Source organism: Reticulibacter mediterranei (assembly GCF_016587455.1).
Genome location: NZ_BNJK01000001.1, coordinates 7,496,817 through 7,513,937 on the forward strand (window position 1 = coordinate 7,496,817; position 17,121 = coordinate 7,513,937).

Here is a 17,121-nt window from a genome sequence, read left to right on the forward strand (position 1 = left end):
ATCTTATGAAAAGGTTTGTCAGTTTGTGATCTTTCTAGAGGGCAGTTCTGGCTGGTAGTATCAGAAAATGTGCAGATGTTCTCTCTCTCCGTTCTGGAGGCTCCAGCAGGAGCTATTTTCTCCCTGTTTGGGGTCTATAGACATGAACCAAAAAATAACATACGATAGATTTGCTCTGGTTGAATCATGAGGCACAATGTCAACGTGCTTGCTGAGACAGAAAAAAGGATGTTCAACGATGAAGCTACGCGATCATAGGGTGTTCCTCTTCCGCACACAACTTTCTTTGATCCTCTTGCCTCTTATTCTCCTTCCTCTTGCGTGTATCGGGTATGTTTCGTATCAGATATCCTATCACGCGCTTCAGAATCGTTCGGCGACTAACGTCAGCCAGATCGCCTCACTCGTCAATCGCAATCTTGACACCACCCTGCAACAGGCAATTCAATTGGCAAAAACGCCTCTGTATGATACAACTATTCAACACATTGTTACCTACTATGCGCAGCATCCAGAACTCAATTTTGATCGGGCATCGTTGCAAGATATCCAGACGGTCGGGAATTTTTCGCTCAATATTTTGATTCACAATAGCAATATTGACTCTGTTGATATCTATACTGCGGGTTCAACCGCATTTCCCGAAAGCTTGATTGGCTTGCAGCCTTTCGGGCAATGGACGACTTTGCCCTGGTTTCAGAAACTGATGCGCTCTTCTTCTGTCCGCACTATGCTGTTGCCGACTCATGTTTTGCCATCTGACCAGGGGAACCGTCAGGTTTTTTCGGTTGTTCAGGCGATTGTCAATGTCGATACATTCCAGACTGTAGGCGCGATTGTTTTGAATATTGATACCCAGAACGCGATTGAACAAATCATCGCCGAATCCGCAGAGCAGAGCGATACCATGTATTTCGTGTATGGCGCAAATGATCAGACGATGTATATCACTCCCTCGAAGAACAAAGAGTTGGCCTTATCTCATACGGTGCAAGAGGCTCTCCGTCAACATGTCGGACAATTGACCTGGGACAACACTGACTACTTTATCTCCAGCAACATATCGTCGCTTTCTGGTTGCACTGTTGCCGCACTCGTTCCCCGCTCCAGCTTGATGCAGGATATCGAAGCCATCAAACAAACGACGGTATTCATGATCTGTCTGACGATCCTGCTTGTGGTGGGAGCTACGCTGCTGGCTATTCATCGTCTGAGTCAGCAAATTACTCAACTGCGTTCTCTAATGAGGCAAGTCGAGAAGGGCAATCTTGATGTCCGTTTCCACGTTCACGGCAGAGGTGAACTGACATCGTTAGGGAACAGCTTCAACCATATGGTAGTGCGTTTAAAGCAACTCATTCAGGACAATTACGAATCGCAATTGCAACGAAAAAAAGCAGAGTTGGCGGCTTTGCACAGTCAGATTCATCCCCATTTCCTCTATAACACCCTGGGTATCTTCCAGATGCTCGCTGTGACAGAAGGGCAGGAACGTCTGGCAACGATGGCCTATAACTTAGGGCAACTCATGCGTTATGCGTTAGAGGCAGGAACGCTGGTAGAGTTGAAGCAGGAGGTGGAACATATAGAACATTTTTTGTCATTGCTTCAAGAGCGGTACGAGGAACGGTTGGGATATACGATCCAGATACCAGAGGAATTGCAGCTGTATACAATCCCACGCTTCACTCTACAACCATTGATCGAAAATGCCATTTATCATGGTATTGACCCGAAAATTGAGGGAGGCAACATAGAAGTGAGGGGCTGGCAGGAAGAAAAGCATCTCATCCTCTCGATTCTTGATGATGGGATAGGCATGTCAGATGAAGAGCTGCACCGTTGGCAGTCAGCGCTCAAGTATGAGGCGAATCTTCTCGCCCGTTCGCGCCATATAGGTCTTCTTAATGTTCAGGGACAGATCCAACGCATCTTCGGCCCTGAATATGGGCTTGCTCTAGCCGCCAGTCGCATGGGGAGAGGAGTGAGTATGACGATTCGCTTGCCCCTCTGGTCTCTCGAAGAGGCGGCGTTGGAAGGAGAAAGTTGATGGATCACAAGCAAGAGCATAGGGTACTTGTTGCTGACGATGAACGAGTGATTCGCCAGGGTTTGCAGATGCTTATCACGCGACATTATCGTGACCTTACCGTTTTGGAGGCCAGCAATGGGCTGGAATGTTGGAATGTACTGAAGACGGAACCTCAGATCCGGCTTGCCTTCATTGATATACGTATGCCGGAAATGAATGGACTCCAGATTTGTGAAAAGGTAAAAACGGCAGGTGTAGCGGTGAAAATGGTGATCATTTCAGGGTTTCGCGACTTTGATTATGCACGCCAGGCATTGCGCTATGGTGTGATCGATTATTTGCTCAAGCCGGTGAATCCTTCTGATGTCCTGCGCCTGGTTCACGAAGCTGTCACGACTCCTCTGCCTGCGACACAACTCAATGAGAGACAAGAACGCCTGATCATCGAGGAGATGCGCAGATGGATACATGACCATTTGCATGAAGACATGACCTTGCACGATCTCTCCCGCAGGTTTCATTACTCTGTCAGTTATGTCAGTATGTTGTTCAAAAAGGAGATGGGGACGGGGTTCCAGGAGTACCTGCTCGATTGTCGCATGCAGCGAGCAAAGCATCTCCTGTTAGACCCGGCCTTGCGTATCTCGCACGTCGCTCAACAGGTAGGTTACACCAACCCTAAAGCGTTTTCGATAGCTTTTCGCAAAGTGTGCGGTATTCCTCCCACTGAATATCGCGAGATGCGTGGTAGAGAGACTATTCCTGAAGTCAGGTACGATTCGCATCAGTATCCATAAACGCGTACTTCTGTGCGTGTTGAAGCGTTTTTGGTGACGAAGATAGTCAACGCTCTTAAACCTGGTTCAAAAAAGCCGTAACTGCCCTCATCGTCTCGTCATACCGGTCGCGGTGAATATTGTGACCCGCGCCAGCAATATGTATCGCCTCCCCCTGTTTCCAGAGAGATGCAGCTTGCCGGGCAGTTTCGGGGGTGACAATCGCGCCCAACTTGGGATCACCTGTGATGAGCAGAATGGGACACTGGATGCGCGCCATGATTTCGCGCCAGCGAAAGGTATCCACGGCGGCAAGTGCAGGCTCCAGTATCGCAATATTCATCTCGCCTTTGGAGTCCGCCCAGGGGCCAATTTCCTCTTTGGCCCAGGTAGGATTGAGCACGCGTCCCCTGGCGATGCGCTCCTCACGCGGTAGCGTCCTCAGATCGAAGAGCCATTGCCATCCCAATGGAGTAGATTGCTCCTCAGTGGTTCCCATCAGACCCCTGTTGATATCAGTCTGAGATGGTGGCTTGTCGAACAGAGGGGGGTCTTCTAGCACAATGGCTCGAACCAGGTCAGGATAGTTTGCTGCAACCGCAGCTGCCGTGACCGCTCCCATTGAGTGCCCAATCAGGAACGGCTTTTGCAGCTCTAACGCCCGCACGACCGCAGCGGCATCGTCAGCCAGCACTGAGATCGAGACCTCCTCTGTCGAGATACCAGAGCGACCATGCCCCCGTGCATCGGTCATGATCACGTCGTAGCTGTCTGCCAGATCAGCCGCCATACGCGACCAGCACCGGCCACTATCCGTGATGCCGTGCAACAGGAGTATAGAGGATTTGCTCTTATCGCCAGTGCGGGAATAATGGCTGGTGATATCATTGACCTGCACGTCACCTTCAGTCCATGCTGTCATATCATACTCCTCTTTTTCTTTATCTCTCTTTTTCCATATGTGCCTGATTGCAAGACGAGTTCCTGGCCAAGTTCGGTCACAATGTCGGTAGCGCCGAATGGTTCATCGCGCGAGTGGCACCTCACGTGTTCTGACGAAGATCATTGCCGTTCCTAACGCGAGGAGGAGAACCCCTCCTGCGATCGCAAAGGCGAGATGCATGCCTGAGAGAAATGCTTGCTGCTTGCCTACCAACGCTCCCAGGATGGCAACGCCGATGACTCCACCCACTTGCCTGCTTACATTGAGCATACCCGATGCGATCCCCGATTGGGATCTTGGGGCATGTGATATGGCGGCATTGGTCATCGCCGGTAAGACCAGCGCTAGTCCCCCTCCCAGGATAGCAATCAAACACGCAAGCAGCAGGTACGAGGTGTGCGTCTCGACCAGCGCCAGTCCAAAGCAGCCAAAGGCGGCGAGGATCAGACCGATGTTCATCACGCGTTTTGTCCCCATGCGGGTCATGAGCATACCAGAGAGCGATGTTGCCAGCAAGGCACAGCCAAAGGACGGCAGCAGAGCGAGTCCTGTGAGCGACGGTGAATAGTGTTGCATCTCTTGCAGGAACAGACTGATGACAAAAATGAAGCCCGTAAACGTAAAGGTCTGGCAAAGGGCGACCACATTGGTCGCAGAGAACGTTCGTTCGCTAAACAGCTTCAATGGAAGCATAGGATGGTTGGCGGTCTTTTCTCTCCATAGGAAGAGTAAGAAAAAGAGGATGCTTCCAGTATATGCCGCAAGAATGAGTGGAGAGAGGATTCCCAGGCTATTGCCTTCGATCAACGCAAAGGTCAACATCCCCAACGCGAGCATCCCCGCCACTTGCCCCGGAAGATCAAGGCTGCGTCTCGCCACCCGCGTCGATGGCGCAACCGAATGGAGGGTGAGCAGAAAGCCGAGGATGCCGATGGGTAGATTGATCAGGAAAATGCTACGCCACCCGAACGCATTGACCAAAAAGCCGCCAAGCAGAGGGCCGGAAAGCGCTCCAATACTGGCAACTGCGGCCCAAATACCAATCGCTTGCGCCCGTTTGTGGGCTTCGGTATAGATGGTACTTAAGAGGGCGAGCGAATTGGGAACCAGCAGAGCTGCTCCAAGCCCCTGAAAGGCGCGAGCGATCTGTAAGACGAGCAGTGTTGATGCCAGGCTACACAACGTCGATGCCAGCGTGAAGAGGGCAAATCCGACCAAAAATATGGTCCTGTTTCCTCTGCGGTCGCCCAGCGCCCCGCTTGTCAGCAGCAGACTGGCAAAGACGAGGGCATAGCCATCGACAATCCATTGTAGTCCCGTCACATTCGCATTCAGATGTTCCTTCATATCGACCAGGGCGACATTGACGATGGTCACATCGAGAATCGTCATGAAGTAGCCCAGGCAGAGCGCCAGCAGAGGCATCATCGTTTGTGTTGTTTTCTGCTGAATGGTTTGTTGAGGTGGTGTGGTGATCATGTCCTTCTCTTTCACAAAAGATGAGCGGGCGCTCTCCCGCCTTGATGGTTTACTGATGACCGACGATGGGATGCGGTACATACGGCTCTTCCAGGGAAGTAACCTCTTCCTGGATCAGTTTCACAGAGAGAGCGCCAATAGCATCTTCCAGATGCGTGATCCTGGTCGCCCCAATGATCGGTGCCGTCACTGGTTGCTTCTGTAATAGCCAGGCCAGTGCGATCTGCACACGCGGAACCCCATGCTTCTCTGCGATGTCCGCCACTCGCGCAACCACCCGTTGATCGGTCACGGCGGTCGCATCATACTTCCCTTTGGCAATGTGATCGGTTTCGGAACGAAGGGTGCTTGTCGATGACCAGTCGCGCGTCAATCTACCGGAGGCGAGTGGGCTGTACGGGATCACCCCGATCTTCTCCTCACGGCACAGTGGGAGCATCTCCCGCTCTTCCTCGCGGTAGAGGAGGTTGAGGTGATCCTGCATCGAGACAAAGCGGTTCCACCCATGCTTCTCGGCTGTATACAGCGCCTTCTGGAACTGCCAGGCGAACATGGCAGAGGCACCGATATAGCGAGCCTTACCGGCTCTTACCACGTCATGTAGCGCTTCCATCGTTTCTTCGATGGGCGTCTGGTAATCCCAGCGATGAATCTGATAGAGGTCCACATACTCGGTTCCAAGCCGCTTGAGGCTGTGGTCGATCTCGCTGAGGATTGCCTTGCGGGAGAGTCCAGCACCGTTGGGTCCATCATACATTTTGCCATGTACCTTTGTGGCGATGACAACCTCGTCCCGATTGGCGAAGTCCTTTAATGCACGTCCGAGAATCTCCTCACTCTTGCCAATGGAATAGACATTGGCGGTATCGAAGAAATTGATCCCCAGTTCCAGGGCTTTCTTGATGATTGGTCGGCTGTGTTCTTCATCAAGCACCCACTTGTGAACCCAACGTTCCGCATCTCCAAAACCCATGCACCCCAGGCAGATGCGAGATACATCCATTCCGGTGTTTCCGAGTTTCGTGTATTCCATGTGATCTCCCTCTCGTTCACCTGCTTTTTACGCTAGACAGGCTTCAGTTTCAATGTGGTTGCACGCGCTTGCGGGGCAATCATCGGACGAACATACGTCGCGCTGTATTTCCGATACTTCGATTGATAAGCAGCGTCTATCTGGTTCGCCAGCGCCTCGTCGGAGCTTGCATCGACAAATGCCACGTCCTTTGTCACTCCGCCAGCCTCAATGCGTCCTTCAGGCTTCCGTTGTGCCTGACGGAACCAGGCCGTTTCATGACCACGGTAAGCTCGCACATACAGATCATCACCCACGCGGACAACCCAGATAACAACGGGCCGACGCCGCATGCCATCCTTCTTGAAAGTCGTGATCTGTAGTTCCTCTGCTGCGCCAATGCGTTCGAGGTCATTGCGTGTCCAGTTCGTCATAGTAGAACCTCCTTATGGACGCAACAGCGCCTTGATCGCGCGGCGCTCGTCCATTGCGCGGTAGCCCTCCGCTACCTGCTCCAGGGGTAGTTCCAGATCGAAGACCTTGCCGGGGTGGATCTGGCCCTTCCAGATTCGGTCAATGAGGTCAGGCAGGAAGCGGCGCACTGGTGCCGGGCCGCCGTGCAGATGAACCTCTGAGAAGAACAATTCCTGGCCGTCTAGCTTCACGTCGTGGGAGACACCGACATACCCGACATACCCACCGGGCCGAGTGGAGCGGATTGCCTGGAGCATCGACTCCTGAGTGCCAACCGCCTCGATGACAGAATGCGCTCCGAGCCCATCAGTGAGTTCCTTGATCTTTTCCACTCCCGCCTCCCCGCGCTCGGTGACGATATCAGTTGCGCCGAACTCGCGGGCAAGCTGCTGTCGTTTCGCGTGGCGGCTTATCGCCACGATCCGTTCGGCCCCTAACTGCTTGGACGCGAGTACGGCGAGTAGCCCGACTGCGCCGTCACCGATGACCACAGCAGTCTTGCCCGGCCCCACATTGGCAGCGACAGCACCGAACCAGCCGGTGCCCAACACATCTGATGCGGCCAGCAGGCTTGGGATCAGGTCATCGGATGGAATGTCCGGGGTTGCCACCAGCGTGCCATCTGCCAGCGGGACGCGCAGCCATTGTGCCTGAGCGCCAAGAGCGCCAATGAGTTGGCTGTGGATACACCTGCTCTGGTAGCCTGCCTGACAAATCGGGCAGGTGTTGTCGGAGGCAAAAAATGACCCGATCACGAACTGGCCGGGCTTGATCGTTTTGACCGAGCTTCCGACCTCTTCGACAATGCCAACGTACTCGTGCCCCATTGGGGTCGGCCCAGTGATCGGCTCGATGCCACGGTAGGGCCACAGATCGGACCCGCACACACAGGTGGTCGAGATTCTGAGAATGGCGTCAGTCGGCTCAACGATCTTCGGGTCGGGGCGCTCCTCGACACGCACATCGCGTGGACCGTACAGCAGTGTTCCTCGCATGATGATTCTCCTTCTCGTTCAGGACGCTCACCAGCGTCTACTGGCGAGCATCACACTTATTGCTACAGAATACCGTCAGGGTGCCATCCATCGCAGACATAGTCATGAACCAGCCAGAGGAGAAGGCAAAATGAGTGATCGCTTCGCTGATCTTCTCGTCTCCGGGCGATAGATTGCAACGAACTTGCCTCTACGATTCGCCCTGATATTGCTCATCGCTGACGTGTTCCATCCAGTCAACCGCCTTGCCTCTTCTTGAAGAAAAGTCCAGCTTACATGGCCCGGGCAGAGAGGCTTTTCCTCTCTCTGAGAGGTAGTATAGACAGTCTGGAACGGAGAGTGGTAGAATAATTCTCGAAAATGATTGTCTGATTCTCCAAAAATTTCAAACGAGCAAGGGAGAAACAAGGAAAGAGGTTACTATGATGGTGATGCTGTACCAGCAGGGAGAACGCGAGGCACTCGTCCTGCAAGCCTATCGCGAGGAACTGGTCGAGCGGATCGGACGAGCTATTACCTCCGATGGGTCCGTCCAACCGCTTCAAGGACTCCACCTGTATCGTCACTCAGTGCCTCTGGAGCGCGTGTATAGCGTAGTTGATCCGTCGGTGTGTGTGGTTGCCCAGGGGAGTAAGGAGTTCCTCCTGGGCGAGAGCCACTATCGATACGACCCCTTCCACTATCTTCTGGCGACGGTCAATCTGCCCTCTATCGGCCAGGTTCTCGAAGCCTCGAAAGAGCGGCCATTCCTCAGCCTCCGCCTCTCTCTTGATCCTGGCATTGTCAGTTCAGTTATGCTTGAGGCAGGCTATGCCCCTTCGAGCAAGCCTCCAGGGGTCAGGGCCATCGATGTCAGCAGCCTGGACGCCAGGCTGCTGGAGGCGACCGTGCGGCTCACCAGGCTTCTGGACTCCCCAGCCGAAGCACCTATTCTGCTACCGCTGATCATGCGGGAAATCGTCTATCGGTTCCTGATGGGAGAGCAGGGGAGCCGACTCCGCCACCTGACGACGCTTGGGGAGGGTTCTTCTCCTATTGCGAGAGCGGTCGAGCGGCTCCGTCAAGACTTCGCTCGACCACTACGTGTCGAGCAGCTTGCACGCGAACTGGGCATGAGCGTTTCAGGATTTCATCAGCACTTCAAGGCTGTCACGGCGCTGAGTCCCCTGCAATTCCAGAAGCGACTACGGCTACAAGAGGCGCGGCGTCTGATGCTTGCGGAAGATCTCGATGCAGCCAGCGCAGCCTATCGCGTGGGCTACCAGGATGCCTCGCACTTCAATCGAGAGTACAAAAGTCTCTTTGGCGTCCCACCCAGGCGCGACATGCAACGGTTGCGAGAAGATGCACTGCCTCAAGTTTCTCGGTGAGAGATTGATGTTTCTGTCCTCTTCACCAAAGCAGCGGAAGGCCCAATCTTTTGACAAATGGCAGTACTGCTTTGCAAAAAGGTGTGGACCACCCCAGCTTGTGTATCGCTATTTGCGGTTCAGTACCCGTTCCATAAATCGCGTATAGGGTAGGCTCAGGCCGTGCGATTGAATAGGATCGGGTTGACCAGTGATACGCTGCATCTCCGCTCTCCAGTTTTGTAGCAAGTTGAGCATTTCCGCGAGTTTCTCCGGTTGCTCATGGCTAAGGTCGTGTTGTTCTGCCGGATCGGTTCGTAGATCGAAGAGCAGGGGAGCAGCGTTGCGTGAGTGTCCATAGAAATCAGGCAACGGGTGTCCTTCGCAGTCCTCTACAATAGGCTGTATCACTTTCCACTCAGGTGTGCGCACGGCTAGTGATGCCTGGCGTGTGGATTCGGCGGAAACAACATAGGGTCGCACCTCCTGTTCTGTACCATTGAGCAGTGGCAACAGGCTAGTCCCCGTCAAGGGATATGGCGGCATGGACAGATTGACCAGTTCTGCCAGCGTGGGCAAGATATCTTCGCTGGAGACCAGTGCACCAATTCGTCTGGCGTTGTTGTCAGGCAGGTGAAGCATCAGCGCGAGACGTGTCACCGCATCATAGAGGCCATGATGGTCGAAGTAGAAGTTGCCCTCGCCGAAGCACTCACCATGATCGGCCATGAGAATAAAAATAGTATGCTCCCAGTTCCCCTGTTCTTTGATGGCGCGTATCAGGCGTCCTACCTGGGCATCGACCTGGCTGATCTCTCCATCATACTGAGCCACGATATAGGCGTAATCATCGGGATAGCGCAGCTTCATATCGCCCACGAAGGCATCATAATATTCTGGCTGGATACGCCTGACAGCCGCCATATCTATTGGCCCGGACCCTGGCTCATAATGCAATAGATCATAGGGTGGCAGGGGGCCATAGGGTGTATGTGGGTCCCAGTAATGCATAAAGAGGAAGAGCGGGTGATCCGCATATTGCTGGAGAAAGCGTATGGCGCGGTCGGTGAGCTTGCTGCTCTGATTGCTGAAAGGTTTGTAGAGGAAGCCGGAATAGTGATCGTAGCCTCGTGCAAACCAGCTTCCGCGCCCTTCGCCCTGAACAACCAGATTGTCGCAGGCGATGGTTACGTAGCCGCGCTGCTTTGCCAGTTGTGGCAGAAAGAGGATGTCTTCAGAAAGATGGCGTTGCCCAACATGGGCGACTATACCATGGCGATAGGGGTGCAGGCCAGTATTGAGTGTCGTGAATGATGGCATCGTCGGAATGGCAGCAGCAATGGCGGTATCAAAAACAATGCTCTCACTGGCTAAGGCATCAATTTCAGGCGCGGTGGTTTTTGTGTACCCATAACAATGCATATGATCGGCACGTAACGTATCAATCGCCACTATGACAATGTTAGGCAACTTTGCTGACTCCAACATCATAATGATGCCCTCCTTCATCGCTGAAAGAATAGAAAAGGTGCGGCCAGGAGCAGGCTGCGTGGTAGAGCGCGTGCTCCTGGCTAGACCGATGTTTTTAGTGAGAGAAGTATACTCGTCTGCCTTCTCGTGCAGCCTGATACGCTCCTAGAATCATCTCGATGCAAACGCGTCCGTCTTCCGCCGTTGCCAGAGGATCAGCGCGTCCCTGCAAGTACTCGATTAAGGGGCGCGGTACCGCTCGGATGCGTGATCCATGTGGTGTATCAGCTGGAAAGTTGAAGGATTCCCACTCTTGCGCACCTGTACGGTAAATTTTCAGCGCTGTAGCTCCTGTTGGACGTGGCAGACCCGACGAAACAAGGTCGCCATAGTTTTGCACAATGGTTCCCTTATCTCCGTAGATCTCGGTGGTGGCCTCTGCTGCCAGCATGGTAGAGCTATTGAGCAGAATGCCTATCTCTTTCTTGCCGAAGCGAAAGATGGCAACACCATTATCGTCTGGTGCAGTAGACGTAACGATGTTGTCGATCTCTGCGATGACACTGGTTGGGTGCCCTAGCATCCAGTAGAACCAGTCGGCGGCATGTGAGGCATCATCCATAAACATACCCATATTCTGGACAGGATCAATGTGCCAGTTGCCGGGTCTGGCGAAATCCGGCGAGAGCAGTGCACCGATGGCATGACGCCTCCGCATAATGGCGATGTTGCCAACTGCTCCTTCGTCGATCAACTGTTTCATCTTCTGATTCACCGGATCGGCACGCATCTGATAGCACATGCTGAACTTGATGTCATATTGCTTTACTGCTGCTATGATCGCATCACAGTCTTCCAGCGTTAAGGCCATCGGCTTTTGCAGCAGCACCGCCTTGCCAGCCTGAGCAGCCGTGAGAACGTGGGCTGCATGCTGGTTGGTCGGGCTGGTAACAAAGACGGCATCGATATCATCGCGTTTGAGTAAGGCATCCAGATCTGGCTCGAAGTGAATACCATTCTTGCCGCATTGTGTGCGACCTCGCTCCTGATCTTCGTCCCAGGCTGCCACTATCTGGGCATCGGCAAAATTTTTGATCGACTCGATGTAAGCGTTGATATGGCTGTGCGCAAAGCTGATGATACCCAGACGAGTTACATTATTTTTTGACGTAGCCATGCAGTTTCACCCCTCTCGTCTCATCCTGCACTTCGTTGGGCGTTTTGAGATCTTCTGGTGCGGGAATGGTGGCCGCTGCCGCCTGCTGGCGTTTGTGGAGCGGTGTTGCTCCAGCTCCAACGATATCGTCGGGACGCTGCGTGCCGATACGCGTGCCGCATTTGCCCTGCTCGCCGAGTGGATCAACGCAACGCCCGGTTTCGCTCAGGCGTTGCGCCACCCAGGTATCCAGGCGCTCCTTCAGCTCTTTTACCACCTCTGGACGGCTCACAGCGAGATTCTGCTGCTCCTCCGGGTCACTTTGCAGGTCGAACAACTCCTGCATCGGACGTCCATGCGGATCCTGCTCGATGGAATCGATGAATTTCCAGCGTTCTGTACGCAAGCCGCGTTTTACTTGCCAGGTGGCCTCAGAGAGATAGACCTCATCGTAGTTGCCGTTGCGCAGGCCGAAGATGCCTGGCAGCAGACTGATGCCCTCCATGTTGTCGCGGTCCCGAATGCCTGCTAATTCTAAGAGCGTTGGTGCGATATCAAGATTTTGCACGAAGCCAGGCACACGCCGCCCTTTCGGTAATTTGCCCGGCCAATAGAGGATCAGGGGAACATGGACATTGCCTTCATAGAGGCCGTGATGATCAAAATAGCCGAGTTGCTCGTTGAGTACTTCTCCGTGATCCGCCGTGATAATGACCAGGGTCTCCTCCTGGATGGGGGCGAGGGCTGCGAAGATGGGTCGCAGATGGTGATCCATATAGGCCGTCTCGCCATCGTAGAGATTGATCACATATTCGGCATCGGTGACGCCCGGCATCCAATCGTGAAAATACCACTTGAACGGTTCCCAGGCCCAGGCTTCGTCCATGCTGTGATTGTTGGGATCGTAGGGATCTTTGTCTTTCGGATAGAACTTGCGATCATATGGTGGTGGCGGCAGGTAGGGCGTATGTGGGTCCCAGTAGTGCAGGAACAGAAAGAATGGTTGCGCTTGCTGCTTGAGGCGCTCAATCAATGGCAATGCTTTTTCGTTCACCGTCTCCGCTTTACGCAGCATCGTCGGGTTGGAGCGATCCCACTGATAGGTGCAATACTCATCGAAGCCTCGTGAGAAGTGGCGTCCCATGCTGTCCACCGCAGCCGTGACATAGTCATGTTCTTTGAGTATTTCGGGAAGCAACCGCACGCCATCAGCGATGGGGACGCCCCCGCCAATATTGACGATATTGTGCGTGATCGCTTCTTTGCCGCTGAGCATGGTAGTGAAACTGGGATGAGTGGGGATGTTCGGCGCATAGCAGCGCTCGAACAGCACCCCACGACGGGCAATACTATCGATAAACGGGCTGGTGCGTTTCGGATAGCCGTAACAGCCCAGGTGATCCGCACGCTGCGTGTCAAGGGCAATCAGGACGATGTTCATCAGCCATTGACCTCCTCGATGGTGCCGTTTTGCCACGAGCGAATTGCGCCTTCGATCACCTCCTGAGCTGCCAACCCTTCATCACCAGAAGCATCCAGCGGGCCACCGGCTATGACCTGCTCAACAAATGTATTGATGCGGTTGCGGAAGGTATCGTTGAAGTTTCCCATGCCGCCCATGATCGAATTCTCGAAAACGAGTTTATCCGGGCTGCGCCGAGGGAAGAACTCCAGCTTTTGATAGACATTTTCGATGACGGCGCGTCCTTCGCTACCGCCAATCTCGCAACGCTCAATAGGATGCAGTCCGCTGGCATCATAACTACCTGTGAGATGCCCGATAGCTCCGCTGGCAAACTGGACGTTCATCGAGAGATTTGACCAGATCGTGCGCCCCGGCCCCTTATGCATAAATGCCTGCACCCGCTTGATTGGACCTCCAAAAGTGCGCATGACATCAATAGAGTGAGGATGCAAGGCGCGAATATGGAACCAGGGCGAGCTTTCGTTAGGATTGTTGATCCACAAGGCCATGTTGATGAAGAGAATCTCGCCTAGCTTCCCATCTTGCAAAAGCTGTTTAGCACGGTCTGCTGCTGGTGTAAAGCGATGATTGAGGTTGACGCCGAGCAGAACGCCCTTTTCTCTGGCGAAGCGTACCATCTCACGTGCGTGTTCGATGTTGTTGGAAATAGGTTTCTCCACCAGCACATGTTTGCCGGCCGCAAGGCACTTCATGACTGGTTCGTAGTGATGGCTGCCGTTCTCGACTCCGGCTGTGGCTACACTGATCGCATTAATAGCTTCTGAGGCCAGCATCTCATCGAGATCATGATATGCTTTCACTCCATACTGGTGGGCTACCGGGTCAACCCGTTCAGCTAAAATATCACATAGCGCTACAAGTTCAACATCTTTGTTTTCACTGTAAAAGCGGGTATGGGTCTTGCCGATATTACCGAGACCGATCACAGCTACTTTAAGCATGGTTCCTCCTCGTGATGTAGTTATTTGACAATGATCTGTGCGGGAGACCTGTCGTGGTCTCTTTAGCTATTTATGATGAGCGGTTATGCTTCGAGTGTGCGCATGAGATGGTGGAGATAGCCGCGACTTTCTGCTGCGATGGCCGTCGCCTGCCAATCTGCCATCTTGCCTGCGCCGATCACCTCCAGGTCTATCGGGCCCTTATAGGCAACTCTCTGGAGGGCAGCCAGCACTCCTTTGAGATCAATGCTGCCACGCCCTGGCACCTGTGTCAGCGGAGGTCCTATCGGGATGACACGTTCCAGCGTGTCGCGGATGTGTACAGAGACGATGCGCGTGCCAAGCTGCTCGACGGCCTGAACCATGTCGTCCCCAACGCGATAGAGGTGGCTGGCGTCGTAGTTGATACCCCAGCCGGGTACATCGCCAACAGCATCCAATGCGCGCAGGGCGCTCGCCGTATTGTAAATAGCCTGGTTGACGTGCGCTTTCACTCCCATCGTCATCCCCAGTTCTTGAGCATGGGGGGCGAGCTGGCGAATGGCGTCATGGGCTGCTTGTTCCGCTACCGGATCGTTGCTCTTGCCGCCATTGCCCGTATTGACGACCTCAACGCCAAGTTCGGCAGCGAAGCGTAGGACGGCAATAAAACGGGGGATATTGGCGGGATCAGTCAGATTCATGGCTGCTTCCATCGCCACTGCACGCAATCCCGCTTCTTCAAGCTGTTGCTTGATCCTGGCTGCGTCATCACGTCCAGGCGCGACATGTTGGCACATACCAGGAATGGCCGCTAGCTCGACCTCCTTAAAACCGCACCACGCAATACGCTCCAATGCGCCTTCTAAATCTTGCGCGGCAAACAGTACGGTGTTGCATCCGAGCCTCATTGCAATTCTTCCTTCCTTTTTTCAAAAAGAAAGGACAACAGATACAGGCGACTGAACTGTGCGTGATAACTTATGCGCAGTTCAGGGCTGTCTCTATTGCCCTTCTGATTGTAAGTTGGCCTGAAACAATGGTGTTCAGTTGAAACGTTCGAGAAGTCTGGATGATAACCCTACCTATCGTCACTGACAAGTATATTTCATCTAGTTTCGTGTTGTTTTGTTTATACGTAACATATTAGACACAGCTTTGTCAAGGCAAGTGATATCTAAATTTGAGCGGAGAAAAGGTTCTTGAAAAGAATGTCATGTATCTATTATCTATTTTTTATGCTATTGAACGATAATATCGTATGTATAGGGGGTTTCATTTGCTTACGAATGATTATTTTGTTGGAAAATAAGGAAAGGGATAGCAAAAAGGTCCTCCTGGGGAGAGGACCCTTTGTTGCTGGTGCCTACTGCTCCCGCTTGAGCAGGAAGAATGCTATCCCCGCCATCGCCAGTGAGATCACCGTCCCCATTGCGAACGTCATCTGCGGAGTGCTCCAGGGGGCGATGACTGCCTGAGCAAGAGGTCCGAGCATGACTGCCAGTGAGATGGCAGAGCCGCGCATCCCCATGATCTGCCCGCGATTCTCATCGCTGGTCGCTGCCAGGTAGATGCTGCCCATCGCAGGCTCAACCAATGCACTCCCCAATCCAGCGAGAGCCGCACCGACAAGCAAGAGCGGATAGCTCGGGGCGAGCAGCACAACCACAATCAGGGCACTGAAGAGCAGGCAGCCAATGACAATGAGTGGCTTCTTCGACAGCTTCTCCGTGAGACGCCCCAGCAGGAAGGGGAAGACTGCCAGGGCCATTCCATAGATGCTGAACACCATTCCATATTGAGCTACGCTGTAGTGCAACATCTTCTCGAAGAAGAAAGGGAACTGCGGGAACACGAACGGATAGGTAAAAATCATGCCGAAATCGATGGCCAGAAAGGGAAGCACGAGCACGATCACACTGGAGAAACGCCGCTCCTTGGGCTGCTGCCCCTTTGCGCCACGCTGTCCCTTGCGCTGGCGTGCCTGGTGGCGCACCTGCTCTGGCAGGGTCTCAGGGACCAGAAAGATCGTCAACAGAGTCGCTACCAGGGCGACCCCTGCCGTGAGCAGGAAGGGAGCGGTAAAGCCAAGCGCCTGATACAGATAGCCGCCGAGGCCCGGGCCAAGTGCAATCCCCACCGCCTGAGCCGTCGTCATCAGACCAATCCAGCGCCCTTGTTTCTCGCTTGGAACCGTATCGCCGATCATCGACATGGCGACCGGTCCCACCCCTGCCAGTAGTGCCCCCTCCACGAACCGAATAGGCACGAACAGCAGGGGCACGTTCACGAATGCCAGCAGCAGATTCGTCACAATATAGCCTGCCAGCGACACAAACAGGATCGTCTTGCGCCCAACCCGTCCCGACAAGGTGCCCATTGGGGTGCTGAAAAGAAACATGCCCAATCCAAACGCGCCCTCCATCAATGCCAGCGTTTCCACTCCAAGCCCCAACGCCTGCAATCTCTGGGGAAACACAGGAATAATTACTGAAAAGCCTGTCATCATCAACGTTACACAGCCGATCAAGAAACCTAAAGCAACCGTCACCGACTGCTCTTTCCTTCTGACTTGCGCTTTCGCTTTTGCAGAACCTGTTCCGTCAGAAAGAGCAATGGGAAAAACGTCCTCTAAAGGCCGGGTCACTTGTTCGTGCTCGAGAACCGCTGTCTTCATTGCGTCTGATCCTTTCACAAATAACTTGCATTTTGCAAGTGTTATCTACCTCTCTATTCTTTGCGGCAGGGACAAAACCGGAAACGAAAACAGGGGTTCACCCAGAACATCTCCAGGAAAGGAGATGGAGCCATTCAGAGGCGGGATGTGGATGGTGAACCATTGCTCGCGGCACCATCCGTGAGGGGCAGATGCCAAGGCGACGACGCTTTTCGTTCAACTCCAGATGCCCATCCTCCTCTACAGCAGCGCTCAAAAACATTGGGCGCTGTTCAAGAGTTTCTTACCCTCTCCCTGTTCTATCTGGAATTGTAACTCCTGTCTAGTGAGAAACGTAGAGAGTGTACAGTGG

At 53.6% G+C, this 17,121-nt stretch carries 15 protein-coding genes; 4 read left to right on the forward strand and 11 right to left on the reverse strand.

From position 1 onward, the window contains the following. Positions 1-238 precede the first annotated feature (238 nt). Together K3T83_RS32235 and K3T83_RS32240 are read left to right on the forward strand one after the other, a co-directional pair. Positions 239-2,050: a cache domain-containing sensor histidine kinase gene (locus K3T83_RS32235; RefSeq protein ID WP_220207026.1), complete on the forward strand. Its 1,812-nt coding sequence runs from the start codon at positions 239-241 to the stop codon at positions 2,048-2,050. Next, positions 2,050-2,829 (forward strand): response regulator transcription factor, encoded by a 780-nt coding sequence (locus tag K3T83_RS32240; protein ID WP_220207027.1) that lies wholly within the window; start codon positions 2,050-2,052, stop codon positions 2,827-2,829. Before K3T83_RS32235 ends, K3T83_RS32240 begins: the two co-directional genes overlap by 1 nt. Positions 2,830-2,884: 55 nt before the next feature. Here K3T83_RS32240 and K3T83_RS32245 read toward each other — a convergent pair whose 3' ends face one another. From K3T83_RS32245 to K3T83_RS32265, 5 genes are all read right to left on the reverse strand, one after another. Further along, complete coding sequence (locus K3T83_RS32245; protein WP_220207028.1) at positions 2,885-3,730, reverse strand: alpha/beta fold hydrolase; 846 nt, start codon at positions 3,728-3,730, stop codon at positions 2,885-2,887. 102 nt (positions 3,731-3,832) lie between these two features. Next, positions 3,833-5,230, reverse strand: coding sequence for an MFS transporter (locus K3T83_RS32250; RefSeq protein ID WP_220207029.1), 1,398 nt, complete (start codon positions 5,228-5,230; stop codon positions 3,833-3,835). A gap of 49 nt (positions 5,231-5,279) precedes the next feature. Continuing rightward, entirely contained in the window at positions 5,280-6,263 is a 984-nt protein-coding gene (locus tag K3T83_RS32255; protein ID WP_220207030.1) for an aldo/keto reductase, read from the reverse strand. Between the two features lie 32 nt (positions 6,264-6,295). Further along, complete coding sequence (locus K3T83_RS32260; RefSeq protein WP_220207031.1) at positions 6,296-6,676, reverse strand: DUF2255 family protein; 381 nt, start codon at positions 6,674-6,676, stop codon at positions 6,296-6,298. A gap of 12 nt (positions 6,677-6,688) precedes the next feature. Next, positions 6,689-7,711, reverse strand: a complete 1,023-nt coding sequence (locus K3T83_RS32265) for a zinc-dependent alcohol dehydrogenase family protein (RefSeq protein WP_220207032.1) — start codon at positions 7,709-7,711, stop codon at positions 6,689-6,691. Between K3T83_RS32265 and K3T83_RS32270 the strand changes: the two genes are divergently transcribed. Both K3T83_RS32270 and K3T83_RS32275 read left to right on the forward strand, forming a co-directional pair. Then, a complete protein-coding gene (locus tag K3T83_RS32270) occupies positions 7,710-7,883 on the forward strand; it encodes a hypothetical protein (RefSeq protein WP_220207033.1) in 174 nt (57 codons plus the stop codon). The two genes, K3T83_RS32265 and K3T83_RS32270, sit on opposite strands and share 2 nt — an antisense overlap. 250 nt (positions 7,884-8,133) lie before the next feature. Continuing rightward, positions 8,134-9,081, forward strand: a complete 948-nt coding sequence (locus K3T83_RS32275) for an AraC family transcriptional regulator (protein ID WP_220207034.1) — start codon at positions 8,134-8,136, stop codon at positions 9,079-9,081. Positions 9,082-9,189: 108 nt separating this feature from the next. Here K3T83_RS32275 and K3T83_RS32280 read toward each other — a convergent pair whose 3' ends face one another. The 6 genes from K3T83_RS32280 to K3T83_RS32305 form a co-directional block, all read right to left on the reverse strand. Then, positions 9,190-10,551: a sulfatase family protein gene (locus K3T83_RS32280; protein ID WP_236065031.1), complete on the reverse strand. Its 1,362-nt coding sequence runs from the start codon at positions 10,549-10,551 to the stop codon at positions 9,190-9,192. A 94-nt stretch (positions 10,552-10,645) separates the two neighbouring features. Further along, the gene (locus K3T83_RS32285; protein WP_220207035.1) at positions 10,646-11,707 is read right to left on the reverse strand and encodes a Gfo/Idh/MocA family protein; all 1,062 of its coding nucleotides are present in this window, start codon (positions 11,705-11,707) and stop codon (positions 10,646-10,648) included. Continuing rightward, positions 11,688-13,163, reverse strand: a complete 1,476-nt coding sequence (locus K3T83_RS32290; protein ID WP_236065032.1) for a sulfatase family protein — start codon at positions 13,161-13,163, stop codon at positions 11,688-11,690. The genes K3T83_RS32285 and K3T83_RS32290 overlap by 20 nt, the downstream gene beginning before the upstream one ends. Then, positions 13,127-14,113 carry a Gfo/Idh/MocA family protein gene (locus K3T83_RS32295; protein ID WP_220207036.1) on the reverse strand — a complete coding sequence of 329 codons (987 nt, stop codon included), beginning with the start codon at positions 14,111-14,113 and terminating at the stop codon, positions 13,127-13,129. The genes K3T83_RS32290 and K3T83_RS32295 overlap by 37 nt, the downstream gene beginning before the upstream one ends. Positions 14,114-14,196: 83 nt before the next feature. Further along, entirely contained in the window at positions 14,197-15,003 is an 807-nt protein-coding gene (locus tag K3T83_RS32300) for a sugar phosphate isomerase/epimerase family protein (RefSeq protein ID WP_220207037.1), read from the reverse strand. A 455-nt stretch (positions 15,004-15,458) separates the two neighbouring features. Next, positions 15,459-16,769: an MFS transporter gene (locus K3T83_RS32305; RefSeq protein WP_220207038.1), complete on the reverse strand. Its 1,311-nt coding sequence runs from the start codon at positions 16,767-16,769 to the stop codon at positions 15,459-15,461. Positions 16,770-17,121: the final 352 nt, after the last annotated feature.